The sequence below is a fragment of the Mesorhizobium sp. PUT5 genome, from assembly GCF_052216645.1.
Lineage (GTDB): Bacteria > Pseudomonadota > Alphaproteobacteria > Rhizobiales > Rhizobiaceae > Mesorhizobium.
Window position 1 is genome coordinate 939,581 of sequence record NZ_JBQOSO010000003.1, and the last position, 22,910, is coordinate 962,490.

The following is a 22,910-nucleotide window of genomic DNA, read 5'->3' on the forward strand; positions in this document are numbered from 1 at the left end:
AGTCGTGACATGCCGATGACAGGTCCGCCGCAAACCGCAGGTTCGCAGCGGAGCCGCTGCATATATGCCGCTACGCCTCGATAGCAAAGCGGCCGGCAAGGAATGCCGGCCGCTGTTGTTGTGCTTTGGCCTCGCCCAGAACGGGGAGGCGGTTCGTTGAGCCGCCGGGTTTATTGAGCCGGCTTCGAGCCGCCGATCTCGCGGTCCCATTTGTCGAACATGGCGACCAGCGGCTTGGCATCGAGCGGCGGGTCGATCGGGTTGTCGGCGATCATGGCCGCATATTCGGGCCGGCCGTAACGATTGATCGTGTCCTGGCTTTCCTGCGGCGCCATCTCCAGCGGCACGCCCTTGATCGACGGGCCGGGGTACATGTAGCCATGGTCATACATGAAGGCCTGCTGTTCGGGCTCCAGAATGAAGGCGATCAACTGCAGCAGAACGCCGAGCTTTTCCTCCGACACACCCTTGGGAACCGCGACGTAATTGGCATCGCTGACCCAGTGAAAACCCTTCAGCGTCGCCACCTTGTACTCTTCCGGCACGATGCCGAGATAGCGCGGGTTGATGTCCCAGCCGGTTGTGGTGGCGATGATGTCGCGCGTGCCGTTGCCCAGTTCCTTCATGGTCACGGTCGTGCCCGACGGATAGTAGTCGATGCAACTGTTGAGTTCCTTGAGATAGGCCCAGGTCTTGTCCCAGCCATTGATCGGATCCTGCGGGTCCTTGTCGCCGAGCAGATAGGGAAGCCCCATCACGAAGGTGCGTCCCGGGCCCGAATTGGCCGGTCGTGCATACATGAACTTGCCGGGATTGGCCTTGCACCATTCGAGCAATGCCTCGGCGGTGTCGGGCATATCCTTTACGCGGTCCGGTGCATATTCGAGCAGCGGCCCCGAGGGATACCAGCTATCGACGAAGCCCTGGCCCCTGGCCATTTTCTGCATGTCGTAGGCGCCGGGCAGGTAGAGTTCCTCCAGATTGGGAAACATGTCCTCATAATCCGGCAGGATCTGCGTCCACAGCCCTTGTTCGATGCCGGCTGCCAGCGCATCGTTGCCGGTCAGCACGAAATCGATATCGAGGCGGCCCGCCGCCTGTTGGGCCTTCAGCTTCGCGGCCAGTTCCGGTGCCGGGGCTTGCGTGAAGACGAATTTGGAGACCAGGTCCGGATGGGTCGCGGCGAACTTCTCCAGCGCCGGCTGGCTCAATTGCAGGTCGCCCGCCACGTCCACCACGTTGATGACGAGAGGCTCCTTGGGCTTTGGAAAATCCTTGGCCTGCGCCAGAACCGGCATCGCCAAGGCGGCGATGCCGGCGGCCAGCACGGCCTTCAGGGTGTTGCGTCGTGTCGTCATTTTTTCTCCTCCCATTGCACGGTTGCTTGTTTATTCCCCCACCGCCTGCGGCGTGTCGCGCAGCAGCGCCGCCGATTGCGGGTCGAGATAGAGGTGGCAGTTCGGATGCCTGCGCAGGATGCTGGCCGGCACCATCGGCGTGACCGGCCCCTCGATCGTATCCCGCACGGCCTCGGCCTTGCGGCTGTCGGGCACGGCCAGGACGACGAGGCCAGCCTTCAGGATCTGACCGATGGTCATCGAGATCGCTTCGTGCGGCACGTCGTCGAGCGTCGGAAACCAGCCTTCGCCGAACTGCTGGCGGCGGCATCGCTCGTCCAGTCGCACCAGGTGAAACGGCGCTGCGGTCTCGAAATCGGCCGGCGGGTCGTTGAACGCCAGATGCGCATTCTCGCCTATGCCGGCAAAAACCACATCGATGGGATGGCGGGCGATCAGCGCATTGATGCGATCCAGTTCCCTGGCCGTATCGGGGGCATCGCCTTCGATGAAATGGAAGGCCCCGAGACCGGGAAGCTGCGTCAGGAAACGCTCCTTGAGGTAACGCCGGAAGCTTGCCGGGTGGGTCTGTGCCATCGAGACATATTCGTCGAGGTGGAAGCCCGTCACGCGCGACCAGTCGATGCCTTCCTGCCGCACCAGCGCGGCAAGCATCTCGAACTGGCTCGCGCCGGTGGCCACGACGATGTTGGCATGCCCGCGCTCTGCGAGGGCTGCGCGGATCGCTTCGGCGCCAAGCCTGGCTGCGGTCTCGCCCAGTGCGGTCTTGTCGGGTTCGACGTGAATTTGCAACATGTCTACTCCAGCGTGGTTGCAGTGCGGATATGTCCGGGCCGCCGGCTTTTGCCCGGCGCCGATGCCGGAAGGCCATCGGGCGGCGGTGCTGTCGTTGCCCGCACGACGAGTTCGGTGGCGAGGCTGATGCGCCGGCTCGGGAGATTGCCGCCTTCCAGGGCGGCAAGAAGGATTTCGACGGCCTGCTTGCCGGCCTGCGCGCAATGAGTCTCGATCGAGGTCAGCGGCGGATAGAGCGTCGGCGCCAGAATGCCGTCGCAGCCGACGATGCTGAGGTCGTGGGGCACGCTCAACCCCCGCGCGCCCAGCCCGGCCATGATGCCCTGCGCCATCACGTCGTCGAAGGCGAGCGCGGCGCTGGCCTGGGTGCGCAGAAGCTCATCGACGCAGGCCTGGCCGGCTTCGAAGCTCGGGCGCGAGGTCGGCACCCGCACGATCTTGATCCCAAGTGCTGAGGCGGTCTTCGTCACGGCGCCGTAGCGCTGGCGGTCGGACCATGAAAAAGACGGACCCGCTATATAGGCGATCGAGCGGTGGCCGAGCGAAGCCAGATGCTCGACCGCCTGCGAATAGCTCGGTCCGCTGTCGACCAGAAGCCGCGGCAGGTTGGGAATGTCGCGATTGACGAGCACGCAGGGTCGTCTGTGGGCCAGTTCGGTGATGCGGCTGCCGCGCAGGCGGGAAGAGGCGATGATGAAGCCTTCGACCTGGGCGGAAAGCTTGGTGAGCAGCATGTCCTCCAGTTCCGGCGTTTCGTCGGAATCGCCGATGAAGGTGGCGTAGCCTCTTTCCCGTGCCGCCGCCTGTCCGCCGCGCATCAGCGCGGCAAAGAAGGGGTTTGTGATGTCGGGAACGATGAGCGCGATATTTCCGGCCCGGCCTGTGCTCAGGGCCCTGGCCGCATGGTTGGGGACATAGCCGAGGCGTTTGGCCACCGAGCGGACGAGTTCGACGGTTTTGCGGTTGAGAAGTTCCGGATGGCTGAAGGCGCGTGAAACCGTCGCCGCCGACACCTGCGCCTCGGCGGCAACCTGGCTGATCGTCGGCAATGAAAACGACTTGTCGCGCTTGCGTCCCGGCATCTGGTTCCATCAGTTCTGCAACCGCTTTCATGAAAGCGGTTGCATGAGCAGGAGTCAAGACCGGTCCGAGGGGAACGTCGCATTCACATCCCCCTTCGGGATGATGGCGCGGCGGCGGCCGGATGGGCTAAGCAGATGGAAGCGTGCAAGCAGGCCGCCGCTCCAGACCCGAGGCTACACCCATGAGCAAGCATGATCCGTCCCTGACGTTCCCGATCGGTGCCGTGCGCAGCCGGTTCCCGGCGCTGTCGGGCGCCGGTGACTTGCCGGTCTATCTCGACAATCCGGCCGGCACGCTGGTGCCGCAGCAGGTGATCGATGCCGTGGCCGACGCCATGGCCCGCGCCAGCAGCAACCTCGGCGGCTTCTTCGAAGGCTCCAGGCGCGCGGAAGCCATCTGGCTGGAGGCGCATCGCGCGGCGGCCGCCCTGCTCGGCGCAGCATCGGAGCGCGAGATCGTCATCGCCCAGAATATGACCACGCTGACCTTGCACCTGTCCCGCTCGATCGGCAGGAACTTCAGGCCCGGCGACGAGATCATCGTCACCCGCATGGACCATGAGGGCAACGTCTCGCCCTGGTTGCTGCTGGCGCGCGACCTCGGCCTCACGGTGAAATGGCTGCCCTTCGACCGCGAGAGCTGGCGCATCGAGCCGCGGGATCTGGAGCCGCTTTTGAGTGGGCGCACCAAGCTGCTCGCGCTCAACTATTCCAGCAACATGACCGGTTCGGTCAACGATGTCGCCGCGCTCGCCGGCCTTGCGGCAAAGGCCGGTGCGCTGGTCTATGTCGATGCCGTCCAACTGGTGCCGCATCGCTTGCCCGACGTGCAGGCGCTCGGCTGCGATTTCCTGGCCTGCTCGTCCTACAAGTTCTTCGGCCCTCATCTGGGCATGGTGTGGGGGCGCGAACCCTTGCTGGCCGACCTGGAGCCCTACAAGTTGCGCTGCGCCAGCGATGCCTTGCCGGAACGCTTCGAGACGGGCACGCCGCAGACCGAGCTTCTCGCCGGCCTCGCCGCGACCGTGGACTATCTCGAATGGCTAGGCGAGGCCAACGGCCACGGCGGCACGCGGCGCGAAAAGCTCGCCGGGGCCTATCGCAGCTTCGAAGCCTATGAGAACGCGCTGACGCGACAACTGATCGAAGGTCTGGCGGCGCTCCCGGGCGTGCGCATCCACGGCATCACCGATCCGGCCGCCTTCGCTCATCGGGTGCCGACGGTTTCCTTCACCCACGCAAGCCTGTCCACCCATGCCATCGCCGAGGCCCTGGCCGAGAGGGGGATCTATGCCTGGTCCGGGCACAACTACGCGTTTGAGCCGGCCCGCCACCTTGGCCTCGACGAGGGCGAAGGCGTTGTCAGGCTCGGCATCGCGCACTACAATACGACAGACGAGATCGCGCGCGCCCTCCTTGCTTTGACCGAGATCGTCGGCAAGGCGTAGGCAGCGCCGAAATGGGCTTTGCCGCGACGGTCGAGACGCGTGCGGCGGATGGATTTTCGGGCCGGAATGCTTTGAGTTCGGAGGATCTGGCAGAAAGCATCGCCGCCTTCAGCGCGGATGCCTCGCGTGCGATCGACCGGCCGGACCGCGCCGGCAGCCCCTACACGCTGTTCGACGCGGTCGCGCGCATCTTGCCCTTCAAGCTCGCCATGTCGGTGGTCTACCGGCGAGGCTCCACGCCAGTCTATGTCGCCGACACCTTCGCCGACCGCAAGGGAAAGCGGGCGCTGGAGCTTTACATAGAAAGCACCTACCTGCTCAATCCCGTCTATAACGCCTATCTCGCCGGGCTGGAGGGCGGGGTTTACCGGCTGCGCGAACTGGCGCCGGACAATTATTTCTCATCCGGCCACTATCGCCATTTCAAGGTGCAGCAGCAGGCGGACGAGGAGCTCGGTTACCGCACCCATGGCTGGCCGGCCGGCATGGAGGAACTGGTGGTCGTCATCGAGCTGCCAAATGACGAACTGGCCGAAATCAGCCTCTATCGGCAGGCAAGCCTGGGTGGCTTCAGCGATGCCGACTGCGCCCGCCTGCGGATTGTAGAGCCGCTGATCGGCGCGATCTACCGGCGCATATGGCAATATCGCAGGAAGGACAGCAGGCGCGACACGCGCTCGCAGACATTCGACCTGCTGCTCGGCGACTTCGGCAAGGGCAAGCTCAGCCCCCGCGAGCGCGAGGTCGCCCATATGATCCTCAAGGGCCATTCGAGCGAATCGATCGGTCGCAATCTCGGCATCTCCATCACCACGGTGAAGACCCACCGCCAGAACCTTTACGCCAAGCTCGGCCTGTCCACCCAGCAGGAGCTGTTCTCGCTCTTTCTCATGTCGCTGCAGAAACCGGAAACCCCAGCGGAGCCAAATGGCGACGGACAGGTGGCCGCGCATTGACGCGCCGGTAGCCGGCGCAGTGCCGCGAAGCGACGCCGCCATCCTCCCCTGGGGGGATAGCACCGCCCGCGCGGAAACTGGAATAGTGCGCGCCTGCCCGCTCGGCTCGAGAAGAAGTCCAGGAGTTTCAAGATGCAAGATGACTGGTTGAGCGCCATCGCCGGGCGGTTCGGGATCGACGGCCCCTTGCGGCAACTCGGCGGCGAGCACGACCTGAACTTCCGCGCCGCGGGCAGCGACGGCGACGTCATCCTGAAGGCGATGCGCAGGCATGGCGGTTCCGGCTTCGTCGAGCGGCAGTGCGCGGCCATCGCCTGGGCGCGTGCCGCAGACGCCGGGCTGCCATTGCCCGAAGTGCTGCCGACGGCCGATGGCCGCGTCTGGCAGTACGCGCTCGACCAATGCGGTCACCGCCGGGTGGTCTGGGCGCAGCGTGCGCTCCAGGGCATCGCGATGGGCGAGGCGGGGCCGCAGCCGCTCGACCTGCTCTTTCAGCTTGGCGCGCTGGCGGGGCGCCTCGATCGCGCGCTCGCCGGCTTCGAGCAGATGCCGGCCACCGATGCCTCGAAATGGGATTTGACCAAAGCCGGCTGGATCGGCGCGCATCTCGACGTGCTCGGCGATGGCGCGCGCCGTCGTCTGGTCGAAGCCGTCATCGCCGACTACGAGGCAGTGCTTCCGGCGCTGCGCGCTCTTCCGGTCCAGTCGCTCCACAACGACCTCAACGATTTCAACATCCTGGTCGTGCCCAGCCTGACCGGGCCGGCCCGCATCAGCGGACTGATCGATTTCGGCGACATGACGGTCGGGCCGCGCGTGTGCGAGCTTGCGATCCTGGGCGCCTACGCGCTCCTGGATCACGAGGCACCGACGGGCGCACTCGCGGCCTTGACGGCCGGCTATCATGGCGTAAGCCCGCTGGTCGCGGCGGAGGTCGATCTGGTCTGGCCGCTCCTGCGCATGCGGCTGGCCGTCAGCGTGGTCAATTCCACGATCGAGGCGGCCGGCCGGCCCGGCGATGCCTATGTCACCATCTCGCAGGCCCCGGCCTGGCGGCTTCTGGAAAACCACACGATCGACGCGGGGCTGGTGCGGGCAGAGCTGCGCGTTGCCTGCGGCCTGCCGGTCTGCGAGGGCGCCGACCGGGTGCGGGCATGGCTCGACCGCAGGCGGGGAAGCTTCGCTCCGGTGATCGAAGCCGGGCTAGAGGGCGCGGATGTGGCCGACCTGTCGGTCGAAACCGGCATCGTGCCGGAAAACCCGTTTCATCTGCTCCCGGACGAAGCCCGGCGTCTGACCGGTTATCCGGACGACAGGCTGTGCCTGGGGCGGTACGGCGAGCCGCGCCTGATCTATACCGGCAGCGCCTTCGCCAAGGGCCCGTGGCGCGCCTCGAACCGCCGCACCGTGCATATGGGCGTCGACATCTTCGCACCCGCCGGAAGGGCGGTGCATGCGCCGCTGGCCGGCCGCGTGGCCATGATCGAGAACCGCGCGGACCCGCTCGACTATGGCGGCGTCGTCATCCTCGAGCACGGCACGGACGAAGGCGACGCCTTCCATACGCTTTATGGCCATCTCGACCCGGCCGTGTGCGCAAGCCTGCGGGTCGGCGACGAGGTGGCGGCAGGCGCTGCCTTCGCGTCTCTGGGGCGGCCGCAGGAAAATGGCGGCTGGCAGCCACACCTGCATTTCCAGTTGGCGCTGACGCTGGAAGGCATGGGCCATGACTGGCCGGGCGTCGCCGATCCTGACGCCTGGACGCTCTGGCAGGCACTCTGCCCCAATCCGGCAGCACTGCTGAACCTGCCCGACGGCAGGGTGGCCTGCCGGCCGCTCGACACAGGCGCGCTGCTGGCGCAACGCCAGGCGCGCTTCGGGCCCAATCTCAGGCTCAGCTACCGGCGCCCGGTGACCTTCCTGCGTGGCTGGCGGCACCATCTCTTCGACGAGATGGGCAGGCCTTATCTGGACGCCTACAACAACGTCCCGCATGTCGGGCATGCGCATCCGCGCATCCGTACCGTGGCGGCGGATCAGCTTGCCCGCATGAACGCGAACACGCGCTATCTCCATCCCTCGCAGGTGGCGCTCGCCCAGCGCCTCACTGCCAGGCTGCCGCAGGAACTCGAGGTCTGCTTCTTCGTCAACTCCGGTTCGGAGGCCAACGAACTGGCGCTGCGGCTGGCGCGCGCGGCCAGCGGCGGCTACGACATCGTCACGCCGGATCACGGCTATCACGGCAACACGACCGGTGCGATCGACATTTCGGCCTACAAGTTCAACAAGCCGGGCATGGGCGGCCGCAAGCCCTGGGTGCATCTGGTCGACGTGGCCGACGATTATCGCGGCCGCTTCCGCCGGTCCGATGCCGACAGGGCGCAGCGCTATGCCGGACAGGTCGATGAGGCGCTGGCGGCGATCGAGGAGCGCGGCGGCAGGCTGGCCGGCTTCATCGCCGAAACCTTTCCCAGCGTCGGCGGCCAGATCATCCCGCCTCCCGGCTATCTGGCGCAGGTCTACGCGCGCATCCGCGCGGCCGGCGGCATCTGCATCGCCGACGAGGTGCAGACGGGGCTCGGCCGCCTCGGCGATTTCTATTTCGGCTTCGAACAGCAAGGCGTGCGTCCCGACATCGTGGTGCTTGGCAAGCCGCTGGGCAACGGCCATCCCGTCGGCGCCGTCATCACCACACGCGCCATCGCAGAGCGCTTCGCCGAGGGACCGGAATATTTCTCGACCTTCGGCGGCTCCAACCTGTCGTGCCGGATCGCCGCCGAAGTGCTCGACATCGTCGAGGACGAAGGTCTCCAGGCCAATGCGAAAGCCATGGGCGAGCGTCTCTTCGCCGGATTGCACGCGCTGGCGGACAAGCACGCGCTGGTAGGCGACGTGCGCGGCTTCGGCCTGTTTGTCGGCGTCGATCTGGTCACCGATCGCGACAGCCGCGCGCCCGCGACCCTGGCTGCGGACTATGTCATGAACCGGCTGCGCGAAATGCGCATCCTGATCGGCCGGGAAGGGCCGGCCGACAACGTGCTGAAGATCCGCCCGCCCCTTACCGTCGAAGCCGACGATATCGACATGATGCTCGAAAAGCTGGATCTCTGCCTGACCGAAGCGGGCATGGCGGCAAGGGCGGCCGGCTGACGGAGCAGCTCATCTCCAAGTTTGCCAAAAGCGAGCCCGGTATTTCCGTGGCGCTCGCAAACAGTTTTGCGCTTCATACAAATAGATTGCGCTGCGTACCCCATAAAGTCGAGGCGATCGGGCAATGCCGCCCCTGTCGGCAGGCGGCCGCATACTTTACACAACAGAATAGGTCGACAGGTGTGTAGCGTCCGATGACGGTCGGCGGAGTGGAGGCAGCCTCATGTTCGGCATCTCGAAGTCCAAAGCCCCGGTATCCCAGACGATTTCCGAGACGGCGGAAATGGATATCCCCGGCTTCGAAGACGAACTGGAGGAGGCGCTCGCACTGGCCGGAGCCGAGGGGCCGCCGGAACCCTCGGGCGACGTTCCCGGCCAGGAAGGCGGAGCCGGTGCCGAAAATCCGCCGGCGGCCGTGCCTGCCAACAAGCAATCTTCCGCCACCCAGGCCAGTCTGGCGACGCTGGCCGCATTCGAAAACGAAATGCGCGACGCTGCCGCGGGCCTTGAGGTCCTGGAAGCGACAATGGCCACCATCGGCGCCGCGCACGAAACGGCAAACCGCCTCGTCGGCAGCCTGCGCACGGGCGTCCTTAGGGCAAACGGCATCGAAGACGCGAACCTGGCGCTCTCGACCGAAAGACGCCACCTGTCGGAACAATTGGAACAGGCGAAGCATGTGCTGAGCCAGCAGGAAAGCGCCTCCGAAGCCGACCGGCGGCGGATCGAGCTTTTGATCAAGGATTTCGAGGAGGTGAAGATCGCGCTCGGGCGGACCCAGGTCGAAGCGATCGACTTGCGCGAAACCCTGGCGGAAGCGGAGGCCGAAAAGACGTCGCTCATCTATCAACTGGCAACGAGGACGACCACGGCCGACCGCCTCACGCGCGAAAACGAGCTTCTCCGGCAGAAATGCGTGAACCAGCAGATCAGCCATGCGGGGCTGGAGCAGCGCAATTCCGAACTCGGCCTGAAACTCGATGAGGTATCCGCCATTCGCAAGGCCGAGATGTCCGAGATGGCGGATTTGCGCGCGCGCTACGAGAATACCGAAAAGGAGTGCAGGCGCCTGCAAAAGCAATCCGAACTCTCGCAGGTGAGGCTGGCCGAAACCCAGGAACGCGTCATGACCCTGGAAGCCGATCTCGATGAACTGAGGGATCGTCACCATGCGGCGAACGAGCGCTTCAGGGCCGAGACCGAGGTCATGCGCGCCAAGCTCGATACCGCCGTCAGGAAGAACGCGGCCGATGGTGACGAGATCGCGGCGCTGAAGCAGCAGCTCGGCGAGGCGCTGGCGGCGGCGAGCGTGGCGGAAGCGCAGTCGGCCGAAAGGAAGGCGCGGGCCGATATCGAGCCGTCGAGGAATGGCAAGCCGCAGATCCCGATGGAAGCGACGGTGATCGCAGGCTTGCCCTACCGGCGCGAGCGGTCGTCGAAGAAGAGCAAGGCCATAGCCGTCGGAAGCCACGTGAAGGGCGGCGGCGACCGGGCCGCCGGGCGTCGCGAGAAACACGTCGGCGCGCCGACCTCCAATCTCTGACGGATCCCCTGCCGGAGCCGCCCGCCCCGGAGCCGCGCGCTTTGGCGCGCGCGGACTTTCCCGCTCGAAAAATACCGCAGGCGCAGGATTTCGTCGTCCGGTGAAGAAACCGGAACGTCCTGTCGGCGTGCCCATGAACGCACGCAACCTGCCGCCCCGGAGCGGTTGGCGCACGTCCCCGACCGGCCGCCCGCAAAGAAAAAGCCGTGGCGCCCACCAGCTTCTATTCGACGAAAATAGCGGTTTTCGCGGAAAAAGGCCGGTGTTACGGTTTTGGCCTTTCGTGTCCCTGCACGCTTGCCGTCGTGCATCGCTTCCCGGGAGCGCCAGCGTGAAGATACGGGCGCATTCCGTAACGGACAGGCAACACGGCCATAGGGAGGGCCTAAGAATGCGCAAATCCTATCTGGCATCCGCCGCGATCCTTGCAGCCATGACAGTCCCGGCATCTGCAGCCGGGATATCGGACGGCAAGGTCAAGATCGGCATCCTCAACGACCAGTCCGGCGTCTATGCCGATTTCGGCGGCAAGTGGTCGGTGGAAGCGGCCAAGATGGCGGTCGAGGATTTCGGCGGCAAGGTGCAGGGCGCTCCGATCGAGGTGATCGACGCGGACCACCAGAACAAGCCCGACATCGCCTCCAACATCGCGCGGCAATGGTACGATACCGAACAGGTCGATGCCATCATGGAACTGACGACGTCTTCCGTGGCGCTGGCCGTGCAGGGCATCTCCAACGAAAAAAAGAAGATCGACATCGTAACCGGGGCGGCGTCCACCGATCTCACCGGCAAGCAGTGCTCGCCCTACGGTTTCCACTGGGCCTATGACACGCATAGCCAGGCAGTCGGCACCGGCGGCGCGCTGGTGGAGCAGGGCGGCGACACCTGGTATTTCATCACCGTCGACTATGCTTTCGGCTATTCGCTGGAAGAGCAGACCGCCGAATTCGTCAAGGCCCATGGCGGCAAGGTGCTGGGCGAGGTGCGCTACCCGCTCGGCGCGACCGACTATTCGTCCTTCCTGCTGCAGGCGCAGTCGTCCGGGGCCAAGATCGTCGGCCTCGCCAATGCCGGCCTCGATACCTCGAATTCGATCAAGCAGGCCGCGGAATTCGGCATCGTCGCCGGCGGCCAGCGGCTTGCCGCGCTGCTGTTCACGCTGGCGGAGGTGCATGGCCTCGGCCTCCAGGCCGCACAGGGCGTGGTGCTGACGGAAGGCTATTACTGGGACCGCGACGACAAGAGCCGCGAGTTCGGCGAGCGCTTCTTCAAGCGCACCGGCCGCATGCCCAACATGATCCAGGCCGGCACCTATTCGGCCGTCCTGCAATATCTGAAGGCGATCGACAAGGCCGGCACCGACGAGACCGAGGCGGTTGCCAAGGCGCTTCATGAAATGCCGGTCAACGACGCCTTCACCGCCAACGGCAAGGTCCAGGCCGACGGTTCCATGGTGCATGACATGTATCTCTACCAGGTCAAGAAGCCGGAAGAGAGCAAGAGGGATTGGGACTACTACACCTATCTCGCCACCATCCCCGGCGATCAGGCCTATATCAAGGCCGCTGAAAGCGGTTGCCCGCTCGTCAAGTGACTGTGAAGGCCGCCGTGAACGGGGAGCCGGAGATGAAGGAAACCGAGCCGCGGGCGGTGCTTAGCGCCCGTGGCCTGAGACGTGACTTCGCCGGCTTCGTCGCGGTCAACAATGTCGACTTCGATGTGCATCATCGCAGGATCCATGCGCTGATCGGGCCCAACGGGGCCGGCAAGACGACGGTCTTCAACCTTCTCACCAAATTCCTGGAGCCGACGAGCGGCACGATCGAGCTGCTTGGCCGCGACATCACCCGCACGCCGGCGGCGCGGGTCGCCCGCATGGGGCTGGTCCGCTCCTTCCAGATCTCGGCGGTGTTTCCGCATCTGACCGTGCTCGACAATGTGCGCGTCGCCCTGCAGCGCCCGGGCGGGCTCAGCACCCAATTCTGGCGCTCGCTCTCCGCGCTCGACCGACTCACGCCGCGCGCCGACGAGCTGCTGGAAAGCGTCGGCCTGATCGATGCCCGCGACCGGCTGGCCGGCGACCTTTCCTACGGCCGCAAGCGGGTTCTGGAGATCGCCACGACCCTGGCGCTCGACCCGAAGGTGCTGTTGCTGGACGAGCCGATGGCCGGCATGGGGCACGAGGACGTGGGAACGGTTTCCGGCATCATCCGTGCGGTCGCGCGCGACCGGGCCGTGCTGATGGTGGAGCACAATCTGCCGGTGGTGGCCGATCTCTGCGACTGGATCACGGTGCTGCAGCGCGGCGAGATACTGGCCGCCGGCGACTATCGGACGATCAGCTCGGACGAGCGCGTGAGGGTCGCCTATATGGGCACGGAGGACGCGTAATGGGCGATGCGCCGGTGCCCCTGCTTGCCGTGCGCGGCCTCAACGCCTGGTATGGCGAAAGCCACGCCCTGCACGGTGTCGATCTGGACGTATGCCGGGGTGAGACGGTGACGCTGCTGGGCCGCAACGGCGTCGGCAAGACCACGACGCTGCGCGCCATCATGGGGCTGATCCGCAAGCGCACCGGCACCATCACCTTCGACGGTCGCGACCTGATGCACCTGCCGTTGCACCGCACGGCGCATGCGGGCATCGGCTTCGTGCCCGAGGAGCGCGGCATCTTCGCCACGCTGACGGTGGACGAGAACCTGATCCTGCCGCCGGTCGTGGCCGAGGGTGGCATGAGCGTGGAGGAGATTTTCGACCTCTTCCCCAACCTGAAGATGCGGCGCAACAGCCCCGGCACCAGGTTGTCGGGAGGCGAGCAGCAGATGCTGGCGATCGCGCGCATGCTGCGCACCGGCGTCAGCCTGCTGCTGCTGGACGAGCCGACCGAGGGGCTGGCGCCCGTCATCGTGCAGCGCATCGGCGAGCTTCTGGCGACGCTCAAGGCACGCGGCATGACCATCCTTCTGGTGGAGCAGAACTTTCGCTTTGCAAGCCGCGTCGCCGACCGCTTCTACCTGATGGAACATGGCAAGGTGGTGGGGGAATTTCCGATCGGCGAACTGCCCTCCCGCATGACGCGGCTCCACGAAGTGCTGGGGGTTTGATGCAGCCATGACCATGATCTTCGGTATCCCCATCCAGGCCTTTCTCGGGCAATTGCTCGTCGGCCTCATCAACGGCTCGTTCTACGCCATGCTCAGCCTGGGGCTTGCCATCATCTTCGGCCTGTTGCGCATCATCAATTTCGCGCATGGCGCGCAGTACATGCTCGGCGCCTTCATCGGCTATCTCCTGCTCGCCGATCTGGGAATCGGCTACTGGCCGGCGCTGGTCCTGGTGCCGCTGATCGTCGGCCTGTTCGGCATGGCGGTCGAGCGGTTCGCGCTCTCGCGGCTCTATGGCGTCGACCAGCTCTACGGCCTGCTGTTCACCTTCGGCCTCGCCTTGGTCATCGAAGGCGTCTTCCGTTATTATTACGGCGTGTCGGGCCAGCCCTATGCGCCGCCGCCGCTGCTTTCGGGCGGCACCAATCTCGGCTTCATGTTCCTGCCCAACTATCGCGGCTGGGTGGTGGTCGCCTCGCTGGTCGTCTGCTTCGGCACCTGGGCGCTGATCGAAAGGACGCGGCTCGGTTCCTACCTGCGCGCGGCGACGGAAAATCCACGCCTCGTGCAGGCGTTCGGCGTCAACGTGCCGCTGCTGCTCACGCTTACCTACGGGCTCGGCTCCGGCCTTGCCGGGCTGGCCGGCATCCTTGCCGCACCGGTCTATCAGGTCAGTCCGCTGATGGGGTCGGACATCATCATCGTCGTCTTCGCCGTGGTGGTGGTGGGCGGCATGGGCTCGATCCTCGGCGCCATCGTCACCGGCTACGTGCTGGGGCTGGCGGAAGGACTGACCAAGGTCTTCTATCCGGAAGCCTCCAACATCGTGGTGTTCGTCATCATGGCTCTGGTGCTGCTGGTGCGGCCGGCGGGCCTGTTCGGAAGGGATGGCTGATGGCCGGCACGGCACTCCGCAAGACGTCGGCCGGCGGCACGGCCCGCCTCGAACAGGCTCTGGTGGTTCTGGGCCTGCTGGCGCTGCTGGCCGCGCCGTTCTTCGTCTATCCGATCCTGCTGATGAAGATGCTGTGCTTTGCGCTGTTTGCCTGCGCCTTCAACCTGCTGCTCGGCTATACCGGGCTGCTGTCCTTCGGCCATGCCACATTCTTCGGCGGCGCGGCCTATTTCTGCGCGCATGCGGTGAAGGTGTGGGGCTGGCCGCCGGAAGCCGGTATCCTGCTGGGCATGGCGGGCGCGGCCCTGCTCGGCCTCGTCATGGGCTTCTTCGCCATCCGCCGCCAGGGCATCTATTTCGCCATGATCACGCTGGCCCTGGCGCAGATGTTCTTCTTCTTCTGCGTGCAGGCGCCCTTCACGCGGGGAGAGGACGGCATCCAGGGCGTGCCGCGCGGCCACCTGTTAGGCCTGATCGACCTGAACCAGCCGCTGAACATCTACTATTTCGTGCTGGCGGTGTTCCTGATCGGTGTGTTCGCCGTCTGGCGCATCGTCAATTCGCCTTTCGGCATGATCCTGCGCTCGATCCGCGAGAACGAGAACCGGGCGATCTCGCTCGGCTATTCGATCGCCAGCTACAAGCTGGCCGCCTTCGTCATGTCGGCCGCACTTGCCGGGCTCGCCGGCGCGGTCAAGGCGGTCGTCTTCCAGTTCGCGACGCTGACCGACGTGGCCTGGCAGATGTCGGGCGAGGTGATCCTGATGACGCTGCTCGGCGGCATCGGCACCATGGTCGGGCCGATCGTCGGCGCGGGCCTGGTGGTCGGACTGGAGAACACGCTGGCCACCTCCGGCTTCCCGGTGACGATCGCCACCGGCATCATCTTCATGGTCTGCGTGCTGGTTTTCCGCAGGGGCATCGTTGGCGAGGTCCATGCGTTCCTGACGCGTTCGGCCCCCGATGCCGGGTGAATGACGAGCCCCTGCGCCATGCCCGACCTATTGAGATTGTTCCAGGGCTGGCGCGATCGTGGACGATCGCCCATGTCGCCGCCCGGCTGAGCCGCAGAAAGGTTGCGTGCCTTATGCGCGGCAAGGGTCTGTCCGTCGAGCACATCACGCTTTAAGCCCGCGATGGTCGGAGCATCGACGATCCGAAACTTGCAGAATTCTTCTGCATCACTGGTCTGCCCCCTGAAAAGTGGTCCTCTTTGAAGTAGGCTATTGAGCCTGAGAGAGGACGTTGGAATGCCCCAGAAGAAGCACAAGCCCGAAGAGATCGTCGCAAAGCTACGCCAGGTCGATATTCTGTTGTCACAAGGCCGCTCGGTCGGAGAAGCGGTTCGTACAATCGGCGTGACGCAGTTTACGTATTACCGCTGGCGCAAGGAGTTTGGTGGCCTGAAGGGCGACCAGGTGAAGCGCCTGAAAGAGCTCGAGAAAGAGAACGACCGGCTGCGCAAGGCGGTGTCGGATCTGACGCTGGAAAAGCTGATCCTGAAAGAGGCTGCAGCGGGAAACTTCTGAGCCCCGCCCGCCGTCGGCGCTGTGTCGATCATGTCGTGGCGAAGCTGTCCGTCTCGGAACGCTTTGCCTGCAAGGTTCTCGGCCAGCACCGTTCGACCCATCGCAAAAAGCCACATGGCCGGCCTGATGAAGAGGCGTTGATCGCCGACATCGTCCGACTGGCCTCGCGCTACGGCCGCTATGGCTATCGCCGGATCACGGCGATGCTGCGGTCCGAGGGCTGGACGGTGAATGCCAAACGCGTCGAGCGCATCTGGCGACGGGAGGGGCTGAAGGTTCCCCAGAAACAACCGAAGAAAGGCAGGCTCTGGCTGACTGACGGATCGTGCATCCGGCTTCGGCCCGAGCACCCAAATCATGTCTGGTCCTATGACTTCGTCGAGGGCCGGATCCACAATGGCAGGAAGTTCCGCATGCTCAATATCATCGACGAGTTCACCCGGGAGTGCCTGGCGATCCGCATCGATCGCAAGCTCAACTCGACCGACGTCATCGACGCCCTGTCGGACCTGTTCATCCTGCGGGGTGTGCCCGGCTATGTTCGTTCTGACAACGGCCCGGAGTTCATTGCCAAGGCGGTGCGAGAGTGGATCGTGGCCGTCGGCGCAAAGACCGCGTTCATCGAGCCGGGTAGCCCATGGGAGAACGGCTATTGCGAGAGCTTCAACTCGAAGCTGCGTGACGAACTGCTCAACGGGGAGATATTCTACAGCCTCGCTGAGGCAAAGGTCATCATCGAGGCATGGAGACGCTACTACAACACTGAGCGGCCGCACTCATCGCTTGGATATAGACCCCCGGCACCGGAGGCTATTATCTGGCCTGCGCCGCCGCGCGGATCGGCACCACCATCTGCCCAGGCAATAGCCGAAAAGCCGATCATGCACTAAGACTGAAACCGGACCACCTTATGGGGTCAGGCCAGTTCTGGATCTGATGGGCACGTTGAAGCTCTACGGCATGCGCGGCGCCTATGACGAGGTGATGGCGACGGGCATCAAGCGCCAGCACGAGCCGCCGCGGATCGTCGGCGACCTTCTCTCGGCCGAGATCGCCGAGAAGCAGGCGCGCTCCATCAAATACCAGCTCACCGTTGCCAAGCTGCCGCTGGCCAAGGATATCGAGGAGTTCGACTTCGACGGCACGCCGGTCAACGAGGCGCTGATCCGAGACCTCGCCAACGGAACCTTCGTTGCCGACCAGCGCAACGCCGTTCTCATCGGCGGCACCGGAACCGGCAAGTCGCATCTGGCAATCGCCATTGCCCGATCCCTGATACGCAACGGCTCGCGCGGCCGCTTCTTCAACGTCGTCGATCTCGTCAACCGTCTCGAGACCGAGCACCGCGGCGGCAAGCAGGGCCGCATCGCCGATTACCTCACCCGGCTTGACTTCGTCGTGCTCGATGAACTCGGCTATCTCCCGTTCGCGCAAGCCGGCGGGCAATTGCTCTTCCACCTGATCAGCAAGCTCTACGAGCGAACTTCAATCATCGTCACCACCAACCTGGCCTTCGGAGAATGGCCGGCCGTGTTCGGCGACGCCAAGATGACGACAGCACTGCTCGACCGCCTCACCCATCACTGCGAGATCATCGAGACCGGAAACGAATCCTGGCGCTTCAAGAACCGCGCCTGATCACCCATCAAACCGATCCGCACTCGCCGGGCTGCGCAACCCTGACCCACTTCGCCCGGCGAGCGCTGACCGCCGCGCGCTACACACGGGGGGTCAAAATTGGACGCCGATAGGGGGTCAGTTTTGCAAGCCGTTTGACAGCTTCGGCGGAACCCGCCACGACACCACTCGACATGGACAGCATGGCCAACGCCACGCCCACAAACGAGGTCACGCCAGGATGCATCCCGTCACCTCTTCGAACGCCCGCCCCAGAGAAAACGATAGGAACGGGGCGCGTATCTCGCAATAAATCGCGGCTAGATCCTTCGGGCTACCGCTTCGCCTTGCGCCAACAGCAGTTGTATCCACCGGGCACGACGGTCCGGCGGACAGAAAGTCTTTTTCCTGGTTTCTCTTCCTGGCCAACGAAACGGCAGACGAGCACCCATGTCCCGTCCGGCCCGTAGCGCATCCGATCACCCCTAAACGCCCGTTGGCGGCCCGTTTGTTTCAGGCGGCATCCAGGCGAGCGGTTATCGGCAATCTTTGACCGTGAGCGTATAAATAGGGCTGCGGCCGTTGGCGTAGATCGTGCGCGCGATGCCGTGAATCACCCCGCGCATCGCGTCGAATGCAACAAGACATTCCGCCTCCGACGCTAGCGTTTCGGCGCTATTCCCCTGCAAACTGGCAAGTGCTGGCGCCTCGATCAGAAACGGTACTTGGAACATGCCGTCGTAACCGCTGAAGCGCACGACCCTCCGCACGGCGTCGAAGCGCGGCTGCGGTTCGGAAAATCGAGGGCCATGGCGCGCCTCCGGCGGTGTCTCTACTTGGTATCCTTGTCACGCTATTGCCTTTTCTGGCCGGAGGAAGCGGCCGGACGGAAGTTCCTGCTTTCGATATCGACCATGGCCCCGCAGTTCGGGCATTCCAACTGGATATGCTTGCGCAGCCAGCCGACGGTCTTTTTCACCTCGTGGGAACAGGCGGCGCAGATCACGCCGATTTCGTCATCTTCATAGGACCGATCCGTCAACGCGGGGCTTCCTAGATCAGACGATTGCGCCGCTCCGTCTCTGTCGCGCGCCGTCGCGTGCCGTCGGTATCGTTGTCGATACGGCGCTGGGCCTCTGTGCGCGGGAGCCTGCCCTGCGCGCCGCCCTCATTCTCCCAGCGGGATATGGCGCGGGACATGCTGTCCAGGACCTTGATGCGCGCCGCCAGCAACAGGCGCAGATCTGCCTCGGCCGTTTTCTTCCTCTCGAAATTGCTGATGAGAAAGCGTGCGGCCGCCTCGCGCTCGAAACCACTGGGCGTACCAGGTACTTCGCCCAGGACCCGTTCGATCATGCGCATATCGGCGTGTGTGAGGTAGGTGGAAGACATCATGTCCTCCTTTGGTCGGGGCTAAGGATTGCCAGGCCCTTACCCGGCAGCGCCCTTGTCAGAAGCTGCCGACGGTCGAACCGTACGCCCTCGGGCGGCATAAGGCAAACGGGAAGCGCCGATGAGCGAACCGACCTGCTTGATATTCGGCGGCCGCTGCCTTGTAACGAACACAAATAAGGGCTACATGAAGCAAATCGATCTTGGATGTTAGCTTGTTTCCGCGCCTCGGCGCCTAATCGATCTTCCTCTCAATTTCGAAGACTGCGGCGTTTGGCATTCGGCCAGGCGGCGAATTTCTATGTCGGTTGAAAGGAAATCGTCATGAACACTGGAACTGTAAAGTTCTTCAATAGCGCCAAGGGTTTCGGCTTTATCGAAATTGGCAATGGCCAGCCGGACGTGTTCGTCCATGTCTCGGCCGTCGAGCGCGCCGGCATGCGTACGCTTGTCGAGGGGCAGAAGGTCAGCTTCGATATCGTCAAGGACAACCGCAACGGCAAGAGCGCGGCCGAAAACCTTCAGGCTGCCTAACGGATTTTCGCCTCTGGTCTTTGACCACGGATGTACTGGCACTGGCCATCGAGGCGAACAGGAGAAGGTCGGGGTAAACCCCGGCCTTTTTTCGTTTCTGAAAGGATACGCACTATGTTGAAAGAGATACCCGAAGGCGTTTTCAAGCCGAAGCCCACCGGCAGCGAAAAGAAAAGCGATGCGACCACCAGGGCGGCCCAGCAGATTATTGATGCCGAGCGGCGGGAGCGCGAGGCCAAGACCGAAAGGCTGCGGCTTGCCAGGTTGACGAAAGAGGTGGACGAGGCTGCTCAGCCGGCTCCCGCGAAACGGAAGGCCGCCCGCGCCCCCGGCACCTCGCGGAGGTAGCGTGCGGGCAATCTCGGTACCGGCCGCCCAGGAAATCTCGATGTCGACATGGAGCGCATCAAGCCTGCCGTGAAATCGTCAGCGGAAATGGCAGACGAGGTCCGGGCCCGGCAGGCGATGGCGCTGCAAAAAGCCCGCGCGCGGCGGGCTGAATTCGCAGAGACGGATGCTCGCTTTATGCGAGACCTTCTTCCCGAAGTGCCTTCTGGACAGCGGGCCGGGATGCGACCATGGCCATGAAGCGTTGAATGTTTGGAAAGGCAGAAAGGTCGAAATTGACGACCTTTGCCCATCCGAGGATCGTCCAGAGATAGGCGTCGGCCGCCGTGAAACTGCTTCCCGTCAAGTACGGGCCGTCCGCCAGTTTGGCGTTCACATAGCCCAGGCGCTTTGAAAGCAGCGCGCGGTTTGCCGCTTTCGTCTCGTCGGGAGTGGCCGGCTTGAAGAACGGGCTGAACGTTTTATGCAGCTCGGTCGAGATGAAGGCCAACCATTGCTGGACACGATATCGGGCGGGATCGCCGGACCTGGGCATGAGGCCGGCTTCCGGCTTCTGGTCTGCGAGATACTGCACCACCACCGATGCTTCGGTGACTGGCTCGGCGGCATTCGCGACAAGCGTCGGGACGTAGCCGTTTGGATTTACCTCCAGAAAGTCGTCGCCATTTTCGGTCTTCTTGCTGGCGAGATCGACCTTGACGAGATCTATGTCGATACCAGCCTCGTTGGCGACGATATGAGAAGCTAGCGAGCAGGCGCCGGGGGCGTAGTACAGTTTCATGAACGGTCACTCCGGAAGGATTTGCGACCGTGACCTGCCACACAGCCGAAGTGCCCTCAATCGCCAAACTGGCGAACAGATCGTTCACGGAAGCCGAAATAAGAACCCCACCGCAACTGCGCCTTGCAATCGCTTCCCTATCCACCACGGACAGCAAGCCCGCTCCGGTTCGCCCGGGGCGGGTTTTTGTATTTGGACATGCCTCAGGTAAGCGGCATCGACATCAGCGCTGATTTCCATAGAGGCTAGGCGGCGAGGGCTGGAAAAGGCCCGTTATTGCCTCATCGAGCGCAGAAATGCTGCCGGTGACGGTTTGGTCGGGCGTTGGCAACGCGTCATTGCTGCCTCCCCGATCTCCGTGATGTCCGGCGTGTTCCCCATGTCCGTGCCCGCCGAAATGGCCGCCATGGGCCATGGCCGCGCCGGAAAGACCCAGCGCCAGCACGCTTGCGACCAAGATCGTTCTGAACATGAGATATCTCCATATATTTGTGCGCTGCAGCATGCAGCGGGGGAGGATATAGGGGGAGCGACTGGGAATTCCGCTCACAATGGGGTGAGGTTCGGAAAGTGGCTTTGCCGCCGTCCTGTGCGGATGGCGTCAAGCCGGCGTGGCTGGTATCACGCCACGAAGTCGGCCGCGGACAACGACTATGTCGCCCGCCCCGGCTGTCGGGGCAGCATTTTCTGCGCCCACCTGCCATCCTTCTCTCGCCGGGCAACCGTGCTTATCTGAAAGAGGGAATGAAAGGCATAAGCTATGATGTACGGCGACGGCGCGATGATGTGGGGCGCGGGCCTCGTTTGGCTGCTTGTTCTCGTCGTGCTCATCCTTGGAGCGGCAGCGCTCATCAAGTACCTTTTCCGATGAGCACGACCGCCTGCGTCGAGCCTGAACCGCCCCGGGTTTGCCGGAGGCTCCAACTTCCCAATAGGATGGAGCCATGATGAGCAAAACGACGAACAAGTTTTCCCCTGAGGTGCGCGAGCGTGCGGTGCGGTTGGTATTCGATCACGAGGCTGATCATTCTTCGCGCTGGACTGCCTGCCAGTCGATAGCGGCAAAGATCGGCTGCTCGGCGCACACGCTGCTGGATTGGGTGAAGAAGGCCGAGATTAATGCTGGCAAGCGAGCCGGCGTTCCGACAGACATGGCCGAGAAGATGAAGGCTCTTGAGCGGGAGAACCGGGAGCTTCGGCAGGCCAACGAGATACTGCGCAAGGCGAGCGCTTATTTTGCCCAGGCGGAGCTCGACCGCCCATTCAAACGATGATCGCGTTCATCGACGATCACCGCGAGGCGCATGGGGTCGAGCCGATCTGCAGGGTGCTGCCGGTCGCCCCGTCGACCTACCACGATCATGTCGCCAAGCGCGCCGATCCCGAGAAGCTGTCGACGCGGGCGAAGCGGGACCTCGCGCTGAAGCCGGAGATCGAGCGCGTCTTCGCCGAGAACTTCGAGGTCTACGGCGCGAGGAAGGTCTGGCGGCAGATGCTGCGCGAGGGCTTTGATGTCGCGCGCTGCACGGTCGAGCGGTTGATGGCCGACCTCGGCCTTCACGGCGTCATTCGCGGCAAGCCGATCCGCACCACGGTGCAGGACAAGGCCGCGCCGTGCCCGCTTGACCGCGTGAACCGGGTCTTCCACGCGCCGGCCCCGAACATGCTCTGGCTTTCGGATTTCACCTATGTCAGCACCTGGTCGGGCTTCGTTTACGTGGCCTTCGTCATCGACGCCTACGCCCGTCGTATTGTCGGCTGGCGGGTGAGCAGGACCGCCCATGCGAGCTTTGTGCTCGACGCTCTCGAACAGGCCTTGCACGAACGCCGACCCGTTCATCGCGGTGGTCTGGTTCATCATTCGGACCGCGGATCGCAATATGTCAGCATCCGCTACACCGAGCGTCTCGCCGAAGCCGGCATCGAACCGTCTGTGGGCAGTGTCGGCGACAGCTACGACAACGCACTGGCCGAGACGATCAACGGCCTCCACAAGGCCGAGGTCATCCATCGCCGGGGACCATGGCGAAGCTTCGAGGCGGTCGAGTTCGCCACGCTGACCTGGGTCGACTGGTTCAACAATCGCCGGCTGCTGGAACCCATCGGCAACATCCCGCCGGCCGAAGCCGAGGAACGCTACTACGCCATGCTGGAAGAACCGGCCATCGCGGCATAACTTAAACCAGAAGGCCTCCGGCAAACCCGGGGCGGTTCACTGAACTGCGCCCAAGCATTGTCAAGCTCATCGAGTGTAAGAATCCCGCTCTCGAGCGTTCGATATCGGCCGGGTTTTTCGCCGCGAACTATCACACCGCGGCTGGCCCACTCGCGAACGCTGCGCTCCGAGAAGCCCAGCAGTTCCGCAAGTTGATCCG

General features: G+C 64.1%; 22 protein-coding genes and 1 other annotated feature. Of the genes, 14 read left to right on the forward strand and 8 right to left on the reverse strand.

The features are described 5' to 3' along the window. Positions 1–170 precede the first annotated feature (170 nt). From ACTDI4_RS06025 to ACTDI4_RS06035, 3 genes are read right to left on the reverse strand one after another with little or no spacing between them, the layout of a single operon-like run. A complete protein-coding gene (locus ACTDI4_RS06025) occupies positions 171–1,358 on the reverse strand; it encodes an extracellular solute-binding protein (RefSeq protein WP_442840277.1) in 1,188 nt (395 codons plus the stop codon). Positions 1,359–1,388: 30 nt separating this feature from the next. After that, positions 1,389–2,153 carry a glucosamine-6-phosphate deaminase gene (locus ACTDI4_RS06030; RefSeq protein WP_442840278.1) on the reverse strand — a complete coding sequence of 255 codons (765 nt, stop codon included), beginning with the start codon at positions 2,151–2,153 and terminating at the stop codon, positions 1,389–1,391. Positions 2,154–2,155: 2 nt separating this feature from the next. Next, a complete protein-coding gene (locus tag ACTDI4_RS06035; RefSeq protein WP_442840279.1) occupies positions 2,156–3,235 on the reverse strand; it encodes a LacI family DNA-binding transcriptional regulator in 1,080 nt (359 codons plus the stop codon). Between the two features lie 182 nt (positions 3,236–3,417). On the opposite strand from ACTDI4_RS06035, the gene ACTDI4_RS06040 reads away from it, so the two are divergent. The 11 genes from ACTDI4_RS06040 (at position 3,418) to istB (ending at position 17,501) form a co-directional block, all read left to right on the forward strand. Next, positions 3,418–4,683 carry a cysteine desulfurase-like protein gene (locus ACTDI4_RS06040; protein WP_442840280.1) on the forward strand — a complete coding sequence of 422 codons (1,266 nt, stop codon included), beginning with the start codon at positions 3,418–3,420 and terminating at the stop codon, positions 4,681–4,683. Positions 4,684–4,694: 11 nt separating this feature from the next. Next, the gene (locus tag ACTDI4_RS06045) at positions 4,695–5,639 is read left to right on the forward strand and encodes a helix-turn-helix transcriptional regulator (RefSeq protein WP_442840281.1); all 945 of its coding nucleotides are present in this window, start codon (positions 4,695–4,697) and stop codon (positions 5,637–5,639) included. Between the two features lie 132 nt (positions 5,640–5,771). After that, positions 5,772–8,789: an aminotransferase class III-fold pyridoxal phosphate-dependent enzyme gene (locus ACTDI4_RS06050; protein WP_442840282.1), complete on the forward strand. Its 3,018-nt coding sequence runs from the start codon at positions 5,772–5,774 to the stop codon at positions 8,787–8,789. A 223-nt stretch (positions 8,790–9,012) separates the two neighbouring features. Next, positions 9,013–10,332 carry a hypothetical protein gene (locus ACTDI4_RS06055; RefSeq protein ID WP_442840283.1) on the forward strand — a complete coding sequence of 440 codons (1,320 nt, stop codon included), beginning with the start codon at positions 9,013–9,015 and terminating at the stop codon, positions 10,330–10,332. 391 nt (positions 10,333–10,723) lie between these two features. After that, positions 10,724–11,929 carry an ABC transporter substrate-binding protein gene (locus ACTDI4_RS06060; RefSeq protein WP_442840284.1) on the forward strand — a complete coding sequence of 402 codons (1,206 nt, stop codon included), beginning with the start codon at positions 10,724–10,726 and terminating at the stop codon, positions 11,927–11,929. 32 nt (positions 11,930–11,961) lie between these two features. Next, entirely contained in the window at positions 11,962–12,726 is a 765-nt protein-coding gene (locus tag ACTDI4_RS06065; RefSeq protein ID WP_442840285.1) for an ABC transporter ATP-binding protein, read from the forward strand. After that, positions 12,726–13,439: an ABC transporter ATP-binding protein gene (locus ACTDI4_RS06070; RefSeq protein ID WP_442840286.1), complete on the forward strand. Its 714-nt coding sequence runs from the start codon at positions 12,726–12,728 to the stop codon at positions 13,437–13,439. Before ACTDI4_RS06065 ends, ACTDI4_RS06070 begins: the two co-directional genes overlap by 1 nt. A 7-nt stretch (positions 13,440–13,446) precedes the next feature. Further along, complete coding sequence (locus tag ACTDI4_RS06075; RefSeq protein WP_442840287.1) at positions 13,447–14,334, forward strand: branched-chain amino acid ABC transporter permease; 888 nt, start codon at positions 13,447–13,449, stop codon at positions 14,332–14,334. Then, the gene (locus ACTDI4_RS06080) at positions 14,334–15,308 is read left to right on the forward strand and encodes a branched-chain amino acid ABC transporter permease (RefSeq protein ID WP_442840288.1); all 975 of its coding nucleotides are present in this window, start codon (positions 14,334–14,336) and stop codon (positions 15,306–15,308) included. The genes ACTDI4_RS06075 and ACTDI4_RS06080 overlap by 1 nt, the downstream gene beginning before the upstream one ends. Before the next feature lie 276 nt (positions 15,309–15,584). Continuing rightward, positions 15,585–16,753, forward strand: a protein-coding gene (locus ACTDI4_RS06085) for an IS3 family transposase (protein ID WP_442839846.1) whose coding sequence is annotated in 2 segments (ribosomal slippage) — positions 15,585–15,846 and positions 15,846–16,753 — 1,170 coding nt in all. Because the reading frame shifts where the segments join, the coding sequence is not laid out codon by codon here. A gap of 46 nt (positions 16,754–16,799) precedes the next feature. Then, positions 16,800–17,501, forward strand: a complete 702-nt coding sequence (gene istB / locus ACTDI4_RS06090) for an IS21-like element helper ATPase IstB (protein ID WP_442840289.1) — start codon at positions 16,800–16,802, stop codon at positions 17,499–17,501. 515 nt (positions 17,502–18,016) lie between these two features. On the opposite strand, the gene ACTDI4_RS06095 is transcribed toward istB, so the two are convergent. From ACTDI4_RS06095 to ACTDI4_RS06105, 3 genes are all read right to left on the reverse strand, one after another. Then, on the reverse strand, positions 18,017–18,238 hold the full coding sequence (locus ACTDI4_RS06095; protein ID WP_442840290.1) for a DUF1488 family protein: 222 nt from the start codon (positions 18,236–18,238) through the stop codon (positions 18,017–18,019). Between the two features lie 95 nt (positions 18,239–18,333). Then, the gene (locus ACTDI4_RS06100; protein WP_442840291.1) at positions 18,334–18,522 is read right to left on the reverse strand and encodes a hypothetical protein; all 189 of its coding nucleotides are present in this window, start codon (positions 18,520–18,522) and stop codon (positions 18,334–18,336) included. An 11-nt stretch (positions 18,523–18,533) separates the two neighbouring features. Next, positions 18,534–18,872 carry a hypothetical protein gene (locus ACTDI4_RS06105; RefSeq protein ID WP_442840292.1) on the reverse strand — a complete coding sequence of 113 codons (339 nt, stop codon included), beginning with the start codon at positions 18,870–18,872 and terminating at the stop codon, positions 18,534–18,536. 324 nt (positions 18,873–19,196) lie between these two features. Here ACTDI4_RS06105 and ACTDI4_RS06110 point away from each other — a divergent pair, with 324 nt between their 5' ends. Together ACTDI4_RS06110 and ACTDI4_RS06115 are read left to right on the forward strand one after the other, a co-directional pair. Then, entirely contained in the window at positions 19,197–19,406 is a 210-nt protein-coding gene (locus ACTDI4_RS06110; RefSeq protein ID WP_442840293.1) for a cold-shock protein, read from the forward strand. A gap of 114 nt (positions 19,407–19,520) precedes the next feature. Further along, positions 19,521–19,754 (forward strand): hypothetical protein, encoded by a 234-nt coding sequence (locus ACTDI4_RS06115; protein WP_442840294.1) that lies wholly within the window; start codon positions 19,521–19,523, stop codon positions 19,752–19,754. Positions 19,755–19,929: 175 nt separating this feature from the next. On the opposite strand, the gene gstA is transcribed toward ACTDI4_RS06115, so the two are convergent. Further along, positions 19,930–20,535: a glutathione transferase GstA gene (gstA, locus tag ACTDI4_RS06120; RefSeq protein ID WP_442840295.1), complete on the reverse strand. Its 606-nt coding sequence runs from the start codon at positions 20,533–20,535 to the stop codon at positions 19,930–19,932. A gap of 223 nt (positions 20,536–20,758) precedes the next feature. After that, positions 20,759–21,007, reverse strand: a complete 249-nt coding sequence (locus ACTDI4_RS06125; protein ID WP_442840296.1) for a hypothetical protein — start codon at positions 21,005–21,007, stop codon at positions 20,759–20,761. A gap of 475 nt (positions 21,008–21,482) precedes the next feature. Here ACTDI4_RS06125 and ACTDI4_RS06130 point away from each other — a divergent pair. Continuing rightward, positions 21,483–22,711, forward strand: a protein-coding gene (locus tag ACTDI4_RS06130) for an IS3 family transposase (RefSeq protein WP_442843242.1) whose coding sequence is annotated in 2 segments (ribosomal slippage) — positions 21,483–21,771 and positions 21,771–22,711 — 1,230 coding nt in all. Because the reading frame shifts where the segments join, the coding sequence is not laid out codon by codon here. Continuing rightward, positions 21,764–21,880: a sequence feature (AL1L pseudoknot), on the forward strand. It overlaps the preceding gene by 117 nt. Positions 22,712–22,910: the final 199 nt, after the last annotated feature.

What these genes read in the sequence shown, in the direction of transcription:
- ACTDI4_RS06025 (WP_442840277.1), bottom strand. Translation starts at nt 1,358, where the DNA reads ATGACGACACGACGCAACACCCTGAAGGCCGTGCTGGCCGCCGGCATC.
- ACTDI4_RS06030 (WP_442840278.1), bottom strand. Translation starts at nt 2,153, where the DNA reads ATGTTGCAAATTCACGTCGAACCCGACAAGACCGCACTGGGCGAGACC.
- ACTDI4_RS06035 (WP_442840279.1), bottom strand. Translation starts at nt 3,235, where the DNA reads ATGCCGGGACGCAAGCGCGACAAGTCGTTTTCATTGCCGACGATCAGC.
- ACTDI4_RS06040 (WP_442840280.1), top strand. Translation starts at nt 3,418, where the DNA reads ATGAGCAAGCATGATCCGTCCCTGACGTTCCCGATCGGTGCCGTGCGC.
- ACTDI4_RS06045 (WP_442840281.1), top strand. Translation starts at nt 4,695, where the DNA reads ATGGGCTTTGCCGCGACGGTCGAGACGCGTGCGGCGGATGGATTTTCG.
- ACTDI4_RS06050 (WP_442840282.1), top strand. Translation starts at nt 5,772, where the DNA reads ATGCAAGATGACTGGTTGAGCGCCATCGCCGGGCGGTTCGGGATCGAC.
- ACTDI4_RS06055 (WP_442840283.1), top strand. Translation starts at nt 9,013, where the DNA reads ATGTTCGGCATCTCGAAGTCCAAAGCCCCGGTATCCCAGACGATTTCC.
- ACTDI4_RS06060 (WP_442840284.1), top strand. Translation starts at nt 10,724, where the DNA reads ATGCGCAAATCCTATCTGGCATCCGCCGCGATCCTTGCAGCCATGACA.
- ACTDI4_RS06065 (WP_442840285.1), top strand. Translation starts at nt 11,962, where the DNA reads ATGAAGGAAACCGAGCCGCGGGCGGTGCTTAGCGCCCGTGGCCTGAGA.
- ACTDI4_RS06070 (WP_442840286.1), top strand. Translation starts at nt 12,726, where the DNA reads ATGGGCGATGCGCCGGTGCCCCTGCTTGCCGTGCGCGGCCTCAACGCC.
- ACTDI4_RS06075 (WP_442840287.1), top strand. Translation starts at nt 13,447, where the DNA reads ATGACCATGATCTTCGGTATCCCCATCCAGGCCTTTCTCGGGCAATTG.
- ACTDI4_RS06080 (WP_442840288.1), top strand. Translation starts at nt 14,334, where the DNA reads ATGGCCGGCACGGCACTCCGCAAGACGTCGGCCGGCGGCACGGCCCGC.
- istB (WP_442840289.1), top strand. Translation starts at nt 16,800, where the DNA reads ATGGGCACGTTGAAGCTCTACGGCATGCGCGGCGCCTATGACGAGGTG.
- ACTDI4_RS06105 (WP_442840292.1), bottom strand. Translation starts at nt 18,872, where the DNA reads ATGTCTTCCACCTACCTCACACACGCCGATATGCGCATGATCGAACGG.
- ACTDI4_RS06110 (WP_442840293.1), top strand. Translation starts at nt 19,197, where the DNA reads ATGAACACTGGAACTGTAAAGTTCTTCAATAGCGCCAAGGGTTTCGGC.
- ACTDI4_RS06115 (WP_442840294.1), top strand. Translation starts at nt 19,521, where the DNA reads ATGTTGAAAGAGATACCCGAAGGCGTTTTCAAGCCGAAGCCCACCGGC.
- gstA (WP_442840295.1), bottom strand. Translation starts at nt 20,535, where the DNA reads ATGAAACTGTACTACGCCCCCGGCGCCTGCTCGCTAGCTTCTCATATC.
- ACTDI4_RS06125 (WP_442840296.1), bottom strand. Translation starts at nt 21,007, where the DNA reads ATGTTCAGAACGATCTTGGTCGCAAGCGTGCTGGCGCTGGGTCTTTCC.